The organism is Pseudomonas triclosanedens (genome assembly GCF_026686735.1).
GTDB classification, from domain to species: domain Bacteria; phylum Pseudomonadota; class Gammaproteobacteria; order Pseudomonadales; family Pseudomonadaceae; genus Pseudomonas; species Pseudomonas triclosanedens.
In genome coordinates this window covers 455,099-467,539 of the sequence record NZ_CP113432.1, presented here as the reverse complement: position 1 = coordinate 467,539, position 12,441 = coordinate 455,099, and the positions used below count along the sequence as shown (strand labels likewise).

The following is a 12,441-nucleotide window of genomic DNA, read 5'->3' as shown; positions in this document are numbered from 1 at the left end:
TAAAGGAAGAGACTCCATGAGCAGCACCCGCATTGCCTTCATCGGCGCCGGCAACATGGCCGCCAGTCTCATCGGCGGCCTGCGCGGCAAAGGTGTCGCCGCGAGCGACATCCGCGCCAGCGATCCCGGCGCCGAGCAGCGCGCGAAAGTCACCGCCGAGCACGGCATCGAAGTCGTCGCCGACAACGCCGCCGCCGTGATCGGCGCCAACGTGGTGGTCCTGGCGGTCAAGCCGCAGGTCATGAAGGACGTCTGCCAGGCGCTGGCGCCGGCACTATCGGAAAACGCGCTGATCATCTCCATCGCCGCCGGTATTCCCTGCGCGAGCCTGGAGCGATGGCTCGGCGCCGTGGCAGGCAAGCCTCGCGCCATCGTCCGCTGCATGCCCAACACGCCGGCGCTGGTCGGCCTGGGCGCCAGCGGCCTGTACGCAAACGCCAGCGTCAGCGTGGCGCAGCGCGAGCAGGCAGAACAGTTGCTGTCCGCCGTCGGCATCGCCCTGTGGCTCGACGAGGAAAGACAGATCGACGCGGTGACCGCCGTTTCCGGCAGTGGTCCGGCCTACTTCTTCCTGTTGATGGAAGCCATGACCGCCGCCGGTGAGAAGCTCGGCCTGTCCCGCGACGTCGCTGGCCGCCTGGCGCGCCAGACCGCGCTGGGCGCCGCCCGGATGGCGACCGCCAGCGATGTCGATCCGGCCGAACTGCGCCGCCGCGTGACCTCGCCCAATGGCACCACGGAAGCGGCGATCAAGACTTTCCAGGCCAACGGTTTCGAGGCACTGGTGGAGAAAGCGGTAGGTGCCGCCGACCACCGCTCCGCGGAACTCGCCGAACAACTGGGTCAATGACAAGGAGCCCTCAATGACCGGTCTTTCCACCGCTGCCATCTATGTCATCCAGACCCTGGGCAGCCTCTACCTGCTGATCGTTCTGCTGCGCTTCATCCTGCAACTGGTCCGCGCGGACTTCTACAATCCGCTCAGCCAGTTCATCGTGCGCGCCACCAAGCCGTTGCTCAACCCGCTGCGCCGGATCATTCCAGGCTTCGGTGGCGTCGACTTCGCCTCGCTGGTGCTGGCCATCCTGGTCCAACTGGTACTGATGGTCGTCACGCTGACCCTGATGGGCTACGGCGTCGGCGGCTACATCCTGCAACTGCTGGTGTGGTCGGTGATCGCGGTGACGTCGCTGTTCCTCAAGGTATTCTTCTTCGCCCTGATCATCAGTGTGATCCTCTCCTGGGTCGCTCCTGGCAGCTACAACCCCGGCGCCCAGTTGGTGAACCAGATCTGCGAGCCGTTCCTGGCGCCGTTCCGCAGGCTGCTGCCGAACCTGGGCGGGCTGGATATTTCGCCGATCTTCGCGTTCATCGCACTGAAGCTGATCGACATGCTGGTCATCGGCAACCTGGCGGCGATGACCGGGATGCCGCAGATTCTCAGCCCCTTCATGTAATCGGCATGCCGTTCTATCACTGGGACGGCGAGGACCTGATCCTCGACTGCCACCTGCAGCCCAAGGCGAGCCGCGACGAGTTCGCCGGGCTGCATGGCGAGCGCCTGAAAATCCGCCTCACCGCGCCGCCCGTGGAGGGCAAGGCCAACGCCCACCTGCTGGCGTTCCTTGGCAAGGCATTCGGCGTCCCCAAGAGCACGGTCAAGCTGGAAAGCGGCGAACTCAATCGCCAGAAGCGCGTGCGCATCCCGAGTCCGACCCGGCTGCCGGAAGAGTTGGGGATTACCGCTCGGTAGCCTTGGCCGACCTTACACACGGTAATGTGATGGGGGCCAATTGACGCTATTGCTTCTCGTCGCATAATTCACCGCACCCATCCCCGCGCAGGATGCGCCAGCCAAAGGAACGCCTGAATGAGCATGGAACGACTCAGTCAGCAGATCGACGCCTACGTTACCTGGAAGCGGGAACTGGTCCGCGAGATCACCCGCTATCGCAGCTGGCTGGAGCGTTGCCGGCTGAACACGCCGGACATCGAGAGCCGCCTCGAACGTACTCTGCGCCTGCTGCGGGTCGATCACATTACCCTGGCCTTCGTCGGCGAATACTCGCGCGGCAAGACCGAGCTGATAAACAGCCTGTTCTTCTCCGGCTATGGCCGGCGCATGCTGCCGTCCCAGGCCGGACGCACCACCATGTGCCCCACCGAGCTGTTCTTCGATCCCCGTTCGGAACGCCCCTACATCCGCCTTCTGCCGATAGAAACCCGCGTGGCCGATGCCAGCGTCGCGCAGTTCAAGCGCATTCCACGGCACTGGGTGAACATCCCGCTGGACACCTCCGACCCGGCCAACATGGCCCAGGCGTTCGCTCAGGTTGCCAAGACCAAGCCATTGCCGGTGGAACAGGCGATCCAGTTGGGCTTCCACCCGGACATGCTGGAAGCCACCGACAAGCCCGGCATGGTGTTGGTACCGGCCTGGCGCCATGCGCTGGTCAACTTCGACCATCCGCTGCTGCGCCAGGGTCTGCGCATTCTCGATACTCCCGGCCTGAACGCACTGGGCAGCGAGCCCGAGCTGACCCTGTCGATGCTCCCTGCGGCACAGTCGATCCTCTTCCTGCTCGCTGCGGACACGGGCGTCACCGCCTCCGACATGGCGATCTGGCAGAACCACATCCGCCAGCTTGGCGAAGACAACCACACAACGCTGTACGCGGTGCTGAACAAGATCGACGTACTGTGGGACGACCTCGCCGGCGAGAGCTTCATGCAGAACGCCATCCGCCAGATCCAGGACACCACCGCGCGCCAACTGGGCATCGCCCGCGACGACGTGCTGCCGCTGTCGGCCAAGCAGGCTCTGCTGGCCAAGGTTCGCGGCGACCGCGAATTGCTCGCCCGCAGCCAGATGGAAGCGCTCGAGGACCTGCTCTGCGAGCGCATAGTCGCGCAGAAGGAACGCCTGCTCGAGGACGCCGTGCTCGGCCAGGTGCTGGCGTTGGTCAACAACAGCCAGCACACCCTGCGCGTTCGCCTGGAGAAAGTGAAAGAGCAGCAGGCACTGCTCAACAGCCAGCAACAGGACAGCGGCCAACTGCTGTTCGAACTGACCGCCAGGACAAAGGACGACCACAGCCAGCACCACAAGCGTCTGCTCAACCTGAAGACCAATCAGCGCCTGCTGCGCCACCAGGGTGAGCAATTGCGCAATGCCGTACTGCCCGAACGTCTCGAACTGCATCTGTCGCGAGTGCGCAACAAGCTGCGCGGCAGTTGGACGACCGTAGGCATCAACCAGGCCATCCTGCAGTTCTTCCGCACCGTGCAGAGCGACCTGATCAGCCTGCACCACGAAGCCCAGACCGCCAATCGCATGGTCGACGCGATCTACAAGCGGCATAACCAGGAAAACCCGCTCAATGCACTGGATGCGCCGCAGTTCCGCGTCGAGCGTTACCTGCGCGAGCTGGCCAAATTGCAGGAGCAGGCCGACCGCTTCCGCCTGCACCTGAAGACCCTGCTCACCGAGCAACGTACTCTCACCCGCCGCTTCTTCGCTACCGTGGCGCAGGAAGTGATCGGCCTGCACCAGCGCCTGCGCGAAGAAGCCGAGCAGTGGGCCGCCGACGCACTGATGCCGCTGATGCAGTACAGCCTGGAGCACAAGCAACTGCTGGAAACCCATATGCTGCGGCTCAAGGCGCTCGCCCAGGAAACCCAGCAGGCCCGCCAGCGCACGCTGCTGCTGGGCCGCTACCTGGATGAGCTGGAGAAGCAGTTGGCCGAAGCGTCCGACATCCTGCGCCTGCTGCGGCGCCCTTCGCCCCTGCAACGCCAGGCGAAGGTCGTTACGCTGCCAGGCTCCCAGCGCGCCTGAGTCCCGCCACCGGCACTTGCCGCCGGTGGCGACGCTCTCGTGCCTGACAGGCTGCGCGGCTTGCGACGAAAGCGGATCAACCCCTAGACTTGGCGCCCTTCCTTTATTCTTGAGCCGGGTCGATGCCTACAGTCTTCCCCGACGATTCCGTAGGTCTGGTTTCCCCCCAGACGCTGCACTTCAGCGAACCGCTGCCCCTGGCCTGTGGCAAGACGCTGCCCGAATACCAGTTGGTGATCGAAACCTACGGTGAACTGAACGCCACGGCGAGCAATGCCGTGCTGATCTGCCACGCCCTCTCCGGCCACCACCACGCCGCCGGCTACCACAGCACCGAAGACCGCAAGCCGGGCTGGTGGGATAGCTGCATAGGTCCGGGCAAGCCCATCGACACCCGCAAGTTCTTCGTCGTCGCCCTGAACAACCTGGGCGGCTGCAACGGTTCCACCGGCCCGACCAGCCCTAACCCCGCCACCGGCAAGACCTATGGCGCGGACTTCCCGGTAGTCACCGTAGAAGACTGGGTTCACAGCCAGGCCCGCCTGGCGGACCGCCTCGGTATACAGCAGTGGGCAGCCGTGATCGGCGGCAGCCTGGGCGGCATGCAGGCACTGCAGTGGACCATCAGCTACCCCGAGCGCGTGCGCCACTGCCTGTGCATTGCCAGCGCGCCCAAGCTGTCGGCGCAGAACATCGCCTTCAACGAAGTCGCGCGTCAGGCGATCCTCTCCGACCCGGAGTTCTTCGGCGGCCACTTCCAGGAACACGATGTAATTCCTCGGCGCGGCCTGCGCCTGGCTCGGATGGTCGGGCACATAACGTACCTGTCCGATGACGCGATGGGCGCCAAGTTCGGCCGCGACATGAAGTCGGAAAAACTCAACTACGACCTGCACAGCGTCGAGTTCCAGGTGGAAAGCTACCTGCGCTACCAGGGTGAAGAGTTCTCTACCCGTTTCGACGCCAATACCTACCTGCTGATGACCAAGGCGCTGGACTACTTCGACCCCGCCGCGGCCCACGGCGGCGACCTGGCGCGTACGCTCGCCGGAGTGAAGGCCGACTTCTGCCTGATGTCGTTCACCACCGACTGGCGCTTCTCCCCTGCACGTTCGCGGGAGATCGTCGACGCGCTGCTGGCGGCGAAGAAGAACGTCAGTTACCTGGAAATCGACGCACCGCAAGGCCACGACGCCTTCCTGATGCCGATTCCTCGCTACCTGCAAGCCTTCAAAGGCTATATGAACCGCATCAGCGTATAAGGACCACCATGCGCGCCGACCTGGAAATCATCCAAGACTGGATCCCCGCCGGCAGCCGCGTGCTCGACCTGGGCTGCGGCGATGGCGAACTGCTCGCCTGGCTACGCGACCACAAGCAGGTCAGTGGCTACGGCCTGGAAATCGACAGCGACAAGATCGCCAAGTGCATCGAACATGGAGTCAACGTCATCGAGCAGGACCTGGACAAGGGCCTGGGCAACTTTGCCAGCAACAGCTTCGATGTCGTGGTGATGACTCAGTCCCTGCAAGCGCTGCGCTACCCGGACAAAGTCCTGGCGGAGATGTTGCGGGTTGGCAAGACCTGCATCATCACCTTCCCCAACTTCGGCCACTGGCGCTGCCGCTGGTACCTCGCGCGCAATGGCCGCATGCCGGTGTCGGAGTTCCTTCCGTACACTTGGTACAACACGCCGAACATCCACTTCTGCACCTTCCGCGACTTCGAGGCGCTCTGCCACGAGCAGCAGGCGCAGGTACTGGACCGGCTGGCGGTAGATCACGAGCACCAGCATGGCTGGGCCTCGCGAATCTGGCCTAATCTGTTGGGTGAGATCGGCATCTACCGGGTCAGCGGTCCCGGCGTGCAAGACCATCGCATCGCCATCTGATCGACCCCAGGAGAAACATCATGCGCCGCCTGCTTACCTTCATCGCCTGCCTGGTCCTCGCCCTACCCGCCTTTGCCGAACAGGTCAAGCGCCTGGGCGACCTCCAGGTCCACTACAGCGTGTTCAACTCAAGCTTCCTGCAGCCCAATGTCGCCTCGGCCGTGGGCGTGGTGCGCAGCAAGGCCCAAGGCGTGGTCAACATCGTGCCGCTGGATGCCGCCGGCAAGCCGGCCAATGTCACCGTTGCGGGCAGCGCCAAGAACCTCATGGGACAGACCATCCCCCTGACCTTCAAGCGCGTGGTCGAGGAAGGCGCCGTCTACAACCTGGCGCAGTTTCCCATCGAAGGCCGCGAAACCCTGACCTTCTCCATCCAGGTCCAGTCCGGAAGCGAAGCTCCGCAGAGTTTCGACTTCATGCAGGAAATCTTCCCCGACGAATGATCAAGCTCGAACAACTGGTGCTGGCCAGTCACAACGCCGGCAAGCTCAAGGAACTCCAGGCCATGCTCGGTGCCCATGTGAAGGTGCGCTCCATCGGCGAGTTCAGCGATGTGGAGCCGGAAGAAACCGGCCTGTCGTTCGTCGAGAACGCCATCCTCAAGGCCCGCAATGCCGCGCGCATCTCAGGCTTGCCGGCGCTTGCCGATGACTCGGGCCTGGCGGTGGACTATCTCGGCGGCGCGCCGGGCATCTACTCCGCGCGCTACGCCGACGGCAAAGGTGACGCGGCGAACAACGCCAAGCTCCTCGACGCCCTCAAGGACGTCCCGGACGGGCAGCGCGGCGCCCAGTTCGTCAGCGTGCTGGCCCTGGTTCGCCACGCAGAAGACCCGCTGCCGATCCTCTGCGAGGGCCTCTGGGAAGGCACAATCCTGCGTGCCGCACGCGGCGAACACGGCTTCGGCTACGACCCACTGTTCTGGGTGCCGGAAGCCGGGTGCTCCAGCGCCGAACTGCCGCCCGAGCACAAGAACCGGATCAGTCACCGCGCCCGCGCGATGGCCCTGCTGAAACAGCGGCTGGGTCTCTGATTGGGGCGGCGCCTCCTCCAGAGCGGAAAGAAACTTCGCGGAGTGAAGCGCCGCTTGCGCGCGCTTCAGAAGTGGGCCGATAGCTTTCAGGGCCATTTCCCAACCGATGTACCGTCGACCGAGCGCTATTGGAACTGGAAGATTCCGGTCCAGGCCAACCTTGTCCAGGGCCCCCACACGACGCCTGAAATCCAGGCCCAGTGCGCGCAAGCGCTGATCAATGCCTGCCAGCACCTGATGCAGAGCAAGGCCGGGTTCGCCAGGGACTGGCGGATAACCGCTGTTATCTGCCTTCCGGACTTCTTCACCAGCGAAATCTGTATCTACAAGGACGAAGGTTACTTCGCCAGTCACACGCGAGAAGCGGAAGGTCCCGGCGGCACGAGCCGGCACCTGAAATCCAGCCTCGCCGAAGAGTGGCAGCTTCAGTTGGCCCCGGGCAGTTCCGAGCTCGGCATCCATCTCGATTGCGCCGACCCTGACCAGCCTGATGGGCGCTTCATCTGCCAACGCTGGTACTTTGGCGAAGTCATGCCACGATAGTCACCCCAACGATTCAAGCCTGTCACTGTGCCCAACGACCCAGCTTTCCAGCTTCCCCCATTGTCCGCCTACGTACACATCCCCTGGTGTGTGCGCAAATGCCCCTATTGCGACTTCAATTCCCACGCCGCCGGCCCGGAGTTACCCGAAGACGCCTACGTCGAGGCGCTGCTGGCAGACCTGACAGCCGACCACGGATACATACATGGCCGCAAGCTGACCTCGATCTTCTTCGGCGGCGGCACGCCCAGCCTGTTCTCCGCCAAGGCGCTCGGCCGCATCCTCGACGGACTGCAGCGCCAGATCGGCTTCGAAGGCGACATCGAGATCACCCTGGAAGCCAACCCCGGCACCTTCGAGCAGGCCAAGTTCGCCGATTACCGGGCACTGGGCATCAATCGCCTGTCCATCGGCGTGCAAAGTTTTCAGGCCGCCAAGCTCAAGGCGCTGGGACGCATCCATGATGGCGACGAAGCCATCCGCGCCGCCGACATGGCCCGCCGCGCCGGCTTCGACAATTTCAACCTGGACCTGATGCACGGCCTGCCGGAGCAGAGCGTCGCCGACGCCCTCGCCGATCTGGAGCAAGCCACTGCCCTCGCGCCGACGCACCTGTCCTGGTACCAACTGACGATGGAACCCAACACGGTGTTCTGGAGCCAGCCGCCGGAGCTACCGGAAGACGACCAACTGTGGGAAATCCAGGAAGCCGGCCAGGCGCTTCTCGCCCGCTCGGGTTATGTCCAGTATGAAACCTCGGCCTACGCCCAGAGCGGCAAACGCGCGCGGCACAACCTGAATTACTGGACGTTCGGTGACTTCCTCGGCATCGGCGCCGGTGCCCACGCCAAGCTGAGCAACCCGGATGGCCGCATCCTGCGCACCTGGAAGACCCGGCTGCCGAAGGATTACCTGAACCCCGACAAGCCATTCCAGGCCGGCGAGCGGGTGCTGGAGCCGGACGACCTGCCGTTCGAGTTCATGATGAATGCCCTGCGCCTGACCGACGGAGTCGCCGCCACTATGTTCGCCGAGCGCACTGGCCTTTCGCTGGCCAGCATCGACGACGCCTGCCGACAGGCGCGCAAGGATGGCCTGCTGCTGGACGACCAGTTGCGCCTGGCGCCCACCGAACGCGGCCAGTTGTTCCTCAACGATCTGCTGCAGCGTTTTCTGCCCTGAAAAGCGCCCCGGCGACGCTGCCGGCGGCGGACGTGTACACTCCCCGCGACCGTTGATCACTAGGAGCCCCAATGGACTTCGCGCTCGATCTGATTGCCACCGTTTCCCGCTGGTGCCGCGGCCACCTGTCCGATATCGCCCTGGCGATCATGGCGACCGTGCTGGTGCTGTTCGGTCCGGCGATCAATGCCTGGGTACAGCAGCGCATCGGCAGCTTGAACTTCGTCTTCCGCACGCTGCTGTTCGTTTTGATCTGTGCCGTCGGATACGGCCTGGCGATGGTCTTCATCACGCCCTGGCTGGCCAAGGGGCTGGGTTACTTCAACAACTACACCCTGGCGCCCGTACTGCTGCTAGTGTTCTTCGTGATTGGCATGATCGCCGACCGCAGCTGATCGCGGTGCCTCCGGCGGTCGGCCACCATCCACTGCCGGAGGACACATGAAGCCGATCAAGCATCTTTATCTGCATTTCGCCGATGGCCAGCGCCTCGCCTTGCGCTTTCCACAGCAAAGCGACGACCCCGCCGAGGTCGCTCGCGGCATCCGCAAGCAGATGGAATCACCAGTCATCAGCATCGAGGTGGACGGTGATCTGCTGATCATTCCGCGAGCCAGCATCAAGTACCTGCAGATCAGCCCGGCGCCAATGCGTATGCCGGAAACGACCGTGCTGGGAGCAGAACTGATCGAGTGACGCCCGGCCGGTCTAGTCCACACGCCCTCGCTACAGCAATGGCCAACGCCACCCGGAAACACAAAGGCCGCCTCGCGGCGGCCTCTGCTGGACTCAATTGCCCTCGCGGCGCAACGCCTGCGGGGTGAAGTCGCGCGGCCCCAGCGGAATCTGGAAGTCGTACATCGGCTCGTTGTTGTCCAGGCCGTCGACGAAGTAGCGCGAACCTTCGAAGTCGTACAGCGCCTCCAGGGTGCTGAGCACCATCGGCACGTCGTAGTAGTTGATCGGATGCACTTCCTGGGCACGGATCAGCTTGCCGTCGGCGTTGTAGATGTCCGAGGCAAGAATCTGCCAGCTGTCTTCATCCAGGTAGAAGCGGCGCTTGGCGAACGGATGGCCCATGCCCTTGCGCAGGGTCGCCTCGACCACCCACACACGGTGCGGCTCGTAGCGTAGCAGCTCAGGGTTGAGGGTCTTGGTGCGCAGGATGTCTGCGTACGGGATGCCCTTCTGGTGCACGGCATAGCTGTTGTATGGAACCAGCATCTCGCGTTTGCCCAGCAGTTGCCACTCGTAGTGGTCCGGGGCGCCGTTGTAGACGTCCACGGTGTCGGCGGTGGCCAGGCCATTGGTGTCCGGTTGCAGGGTGTCGTAGGCCAGGCTCGGCAGACGGCGCACGCGGCGCTCGCCACGGTTGAAGCGCCAGGCCTTGCGGATCGACAGCACCTGGTCGAGGGTTTCCTGAACCACCAGCGCGGAGCCGGCCAGCTTGGCCGGCGCCACCACGTTGTACTTGTAGTAGAACAGGGTGTTGTTCAGGTACTGCGGGGTCATGCCCTCGCGGCCGTAGTTGAAATACACATAGCGGTCGAGCTTGAGCAGGTTGTAACTGCCGTTGGAGAGCACGGCCGCCTGGTTGGTGACCATGTGAATCTGCTCGCCACGGTAACGCATGATGTGGTTCCAGATCGCTTCAAGGCCATTCTTCGGGATCGGGAACGGTACGCCGGCAGCGGCGCCCTGCACGCCGTTGCCGTCTGCGATCAGCTCGGCGTTCTCGGCATTGAGGCGAGTGGCGTCATAGATGCGCTGGGGCAGCGAAGCGCTACGGCGACTGGGGAAAACGCGCAGATAGTAATCCGGGTTCTCCTGCAGCAGCGCCTGAGTGCCCGGAGTGAGCAGCGCCTGGTACTGCGCCAGATTCTTGCTGTCGATCGTGTACTGCACCGCATCGGCAGCGTACGGATCGATGTGATGGGCGCCGACCTGATAGCCGGCCGGTGCAGTGGTGATGCCCCCGGTCCAGGCCGGGATACTTCCGCTGGCATTGCCGGCCTTCTCCGCCCCCATCGGCGTCAGGTCGCGGCCCAGTCGCGCCGCCTCGGCAGGCTCGACTTTCGCCTGCGCCGGCAGGGCGCACGCCCCTGCCATCAGCAGTACAGCAAGATTCTTCAACACAGCAGACTCCTTTGCGACGAACTCCTGTCCGTCACTCTTATTTTCGTCCGCGGCGGGTGCCGCTTTTTTTCAGGAGGTGAGGGTGGCCGCTGGGCCTGCCGGGTGATCCCGGTCTATTGGCTATTCATCCGTGAAAAAGGCCCGCTCCGCAGGCCTTTCACTGGATCAGTCAACGCGCTCGAACTTAAGGTCCCAGACACCGTGTCCGAGTCGTTCCCCGCGACGCTCGAACTTGGTGACCGGGCGCTCTTCCGGGCGCGGTACGTAGGTATTATCCGCCGACTGGTTGCGATAGCCGGGTGCGGCGTTCATCACTTCCAGCATGTGCTCGGCGTATTGTTCCCAGTCAGTGGCCATGTGCAGCACACCGCCGACCTTCAGCTTCTGCCGCACCAGCTCAGCCCAGGCCGGCTGCACGATGCGCCGCTTGTGGTGGCGCGACTTGTGCCACGGGTCCGGGAAGAACAGCAGTAGGCGGTCGAGGCTGGCATCGGCAACGCAATCGCGCAGCACCTCGATGGCATCGCAGCTGTAGACGCGGATATTGGTCAGGTTCTGAGTGAGCATGCCGTTGAGCAGCGCACCAACGCCGGGACGGTGAACTTCCACGCCGATGAAGTCCTGGTCCGGCGCCGCGGCGGCCATTTCCAGGGTCGCGTGGCCCATACCGAAACCGATCTCGAAGGTCCGCGGCGCCTTGCGCCCGAAAACCTGGTCGAAGTCCTGCAGGCCATCGGCCAGTTCCAGGCCGAACTTCGGCCAGCCCTGGTCGAGGCCGCGCTGCTGGCCCTCGGTCATGCGGCCGGCACGCATCACGAAGCTTTTGATGGTGCGCATCGGACGGTTCTCGGCGTCGGGCTGGTTCTCGAAGGATTCACTCATGACTCGGACCTTGCGGGTAAATGCACGCGCGGGCCGGCTGCCCCTGGCAAACCGGCCCGCGCGTCGGAATGGAAAATGCTTAGTTGATAAGACCTGTCATCGGCGACGACGCGCTGGCATACAACTTGCGCGGCATGCGGCCAGCCAGGTAGGCCAGGCGGCCGGCGACGATGGCATGTTTCATCGCTTCGGCCATCATCACCGGATTCTGCGCGTGGGCAATGGCGGTGTTCATCAGCACGGCCTCGCAGCCCAGCTCCATCGCAATGGTGGCGTCAGAGGCGGTACCTACGCCGGCATCCACCAGCACAGGAACAGTGGCTTCTTCCAGGATGATGCGCAGGTTGTACGGGTTGCAGATGCCCAGACCCGAGCCGATCAGGCCGGCCAGCGGCATCACCGCGATGCAGCCGATCTCGGCCAGTTGGCGGGCGATGATCGGGTCGTCGCTGGTGTACACCATGACGTCGAAGCCATCCTTGACCAGCACTTCGGCGGCCTTGAGGGTTTCCACGACATTGGGGAAAAGAGTCTTCTGGTCAGCAAGGACTTCCAGCTTGACCAGATTGTGGCCATCCAGCAGCTCCCGGGCCAGGCGGCAGGTACGCACGGCTTCCACCGCGTCGTAGCAGCCCGCTGTGTTCGGCAGGATGGTGTAGCGATCCGGCGGAATCACTTCGAGCAGGTTGGGCTCGCCCGGGTTCTGGCCGATGTTGGTACGGCGCACCGCGACGGTGACGATCTCGGCACCGGACGCTTCGATGGCGATGCGCGTCTCTTCGAGATCCTTGTACTTGCCGGTACCGACCAGCAGGCGCGATTCGTAAGTGCGGCCAGCCAGGGTAAAGGGCTTGTCGACCGGGAGATTGGAGGAAGCTTGGCTCATCGGATCACTCCTGAAGGGAAGTCGGGGCGGGGCCTGAAAGTCGTGGCGGC

At 63.9% G+C, this 12,441-nt stretch carries 15 protein-coding genes; 12 read left to right on the top strand and 3 right to left on the bottom strand.

Annotated elements, in window-relative coordinates:
* The first annotated feature begins 16 nt into the window (after window positions 1-16).
* From proC to OU419_RS02145, 12 genes are all read left to right on the top strand, one after another.
* On the top strand, window positions 17-850 hold the full coding sequence (gene proC / locus OU419_RS02200) for a pyrroline-5-carboxylate reductase (RefSeq protein ID WP_254470061.1): 834 nt from the start codon (window positions 17-19) through the stop codon (window positions 848-850).
* 13 nt (window positions 851-863) lie between these two features.
* Entirely contained in the window at window positions 864-1,457 is a 594-nt protein-coding gene (locus tag OU419_RS02195; protein ID WP_254470060.1) for a YggT family protein, read from the top strand.
* Window positions 1,458-1,462: 5 nt separating this feature from the next.
* A complete protein-coding gene (locus OU419_RS02190) occupies window positions 1,463-1,753 on the top strand; it encodes a DUF167 domain-containing protein (RefSeq protein WP_254470059.1) in 291 nt (96 codons plus the stop codon).
* Between the two features lie 117 nt (window positions 1,754-1,870).
* A complete protein-coding gene (locus OU419_RS02185; protein ID WP_254470058.1) occupies window positions 1,871-3,838 on the top strand; it encodes a dynamin-like GTPase family protein in 1,968 nt (655 codons plus the stop codon).
* Between the two features lie 122 nt (window positions 3,839-3,960).
* Complete coding sequence (gene metX, locus OU419_RS02180) at window positions 3,961-5,100, top strand: homoserine O-succinyltransferase MetX (RefSeq protein ID WP_254470057.1); 1,140 nt, start codon at window positions 3,961-3,963, stop codon at window positions 5,098-5,100.
* An 8-nt stretch (window positions 5,101-5,108) separates the two neighbouring features.
* A complete protein-coding gene (gene metW / locus OU419_RS02175) occupies window positions 5,109-5,729 on the top strand; it encodes a methionine biosynthesis protein MetW (RefSeq protein WP_254470056.1) in 621 nt (206 codons plus the stop codon).
* Between the two features lie 20 nt (window positions 5,730-5,749).
* The gene (locus tag OU419_RS02170; RefSeq protein ID WP_254470055.1) at window positions 5,750-6,172 is read left to right on the top strand and encodes a DUF4426 domain-containing protein; all 423 of its coding nucleotides are present in this window, start codon (window positions 5,750-5,752) and stop codon (window positions 6,170-6,172) included.
* A complete protein-coding gene (gene rdgB, locus OU419_RS02165) occupies window positions 6,169-6,762 on the top strand; it encodes an RdgB/HAM1 family non-canonical purine NTP pyrophosphatase (RefSeq protein WP_254470054.1) in 594 nt (197 codons plus the stop codon). Before OU419_RS02170 ends, rdgB begins: the two co-directional genes overlap by 4 nt.
* Before the next feature lie 42 nt (window positions 6,763-6,804).
* Complete coding sequence (locus OU419_RS02160) at window positions 6,805-7,305, top strand: DUF3916 domain-containing protein (RefSeq protein WP_254470053.1); 501 nt, start codon at window positions 6,805-6,807, stop codon at window positions 7,303-7,305.
* A 27-nt stretch (window positions 7,306-7,332) separates the two neighbouring features.
* Window positions 7,333-8,487 carry a radical SAM family heme chaperone HemW gene (hemW, locus tag OU419_RS02155; protein WP_254470052.1) on the top strand — a complete coding sequence of 385 codons (1,155 nt, stop codon included), beginning with the start codon at window positions 7,333-7,335 and terminating at the stop codon, window positions 8,485-8,487.
* 71 nt (window positions 8,488-8,558) lie between these two features.
* A complete protein-coding gene (locus tag OU419_RS02150; RefSeq protein WP_254470051.1) occupies window positions 8,559-8,882 on the top strand; it encodes a DUF3392 domain-containing protein in 324 nt (107 codons plus the stop codon).
* A gap of 46 nt (window positions 8,883-8,928) precedes the next feature.
* Entirely contained in the window at window positions 8,929-9,183 is a 255-nt protein-coding gene (locus tag OU419_RS02145) for a hypothetical protein (RefSeq protein WP_254470050.1), read from the top strand.
* 93 nt (window positions 9,184-9,276) lie between these two features.
* Here OU419_RS02145 and OU419_RS02140 read toward each other — a convergent pair whose 3' ends face one another.
* From OU419_RS02140 to OU419_RS02130, 3 genes are all read right to left on the bottom strand, one after another.
* Window positions 9,277-10,623: a DUF1329 domain-containing protein gene (locus OU419_RS02140; protein ID WP_254470049.1), complete on the bottom strand. Its 1,347-nt coding sequence runs from the start codon at window positions 10,621-10,623 to the stop codon at window positions 9,277-9,279.
* Window positions 10,624-10,788: 165 nt separating this feature from the next.
* The gene (gene trmB, locus OU419_RS02135) at window positions 10,789-11,460 is read right to left on the bottom strand and encodes a tRNA (guanosine(46)-N7)-methyltransferase TrmB (RefSeq protein ID WP_254470356.1); all 672 of its coding nucleotides are present in this window, start codon (window positions 11,458-11,460) and stop codon (window positions 10,789-10,791) included.
* Window positions 11,461-11,584: 124 nt separating this feature from the next.
* On the bottom strand, window positions 11,585-12,391 hold the full coding sequence (locus tag OU419_RS02130) for a thiazole synthase (protein WP_254470048.1): 807 nt from the start codon (window positions 12,389-12,391) through the stop codon (window positions 11,585-11,587).
* Window positions 12,392-12,441: the final 50 nt, after the last annotated feature.

Bases quoted from the DNA above. Each gene is read 5' to 3' on its own strand.
- metW (WP_254470056.1), top strand. From the start codon at position 5,109: ATGCGCGCCGACCTGGAAATCATCCAAGACTGGATCCCCGCCGGCAGC.
- OU419_RS02185 (WP_254470058.1), top strand. From the start codon at position 1,871: ATGAGCATGGAACGACTCAGTCAGCAGATCGACGCCTACGTTACCTGG.
- rdgB (WP_254470054.1), top strand. From the start codon at position 6,169: ATGATCAAGCTCGAACAACTGGTGCTGGCCAGTCACAACGCCGGCAAG.
- metX (WP_254470057.1), top strand. From the start codon at position 3,961: ATGCCTACAGTCTTCCCCGACGATTCCGTAGGTCTGGTTTCCCCCCAG.
- proC (WP_254470061.1), top strand. From the start codon at position 17: ATGAGCAGCACCCGCATTGCCTTCATCGGCGCCGGCAACATGGCCGCC.
- OU419_RS02190 (WP_254470059.1), top strand. From the start codon at position 1,463: ATGCCGTTCTATCACTGGGACGGCGAGGACCTGATCCTCGACTGCCAC.
- OU419_RS02170 (WP_254470055.1), top strand. From the start codon at position 5,750: ATGCGCCGCCTGCTTACCTTCATCGCCTGCCTGGTCCTCGCCCTACCC.
- OU419_RS02145 (WP_254470050.1), top strand. From the start codon at position 8,929: ATGAAGCCGATCAAGCATCTTTATCTGCATTTCGCCGATGGCCAGCGC.
- OU419_RS02195 (WP_254470060.1), top strand. From the start codon at position 864: ATGACCGGTCTTTCCACCGCTGCCATCTATGTCATCCAGACCCTGGGC.
- OU419_RS02150 (WP_254470051.1), top strand. From the start codon at position 8,559: ATGGACTTCGCGCTCGATCTGATTGCCACCGTTTCCCGCTGGTGCCGC.
- trmB (WP_254470356.1), bottom strand. From the start codon at position 11,460: ATGCGCACCATCAAAAGCTTCGTGATGCGTGCCGGCCGCATGACCGAG.
- OU419_RS02130 (WP_254470048.1), bottom strand. From the start codon at position 12,391: ATGAGCCAAGCTTCCTCCAATCTCCCGGTCGACAAGCCCTTTACCCTG.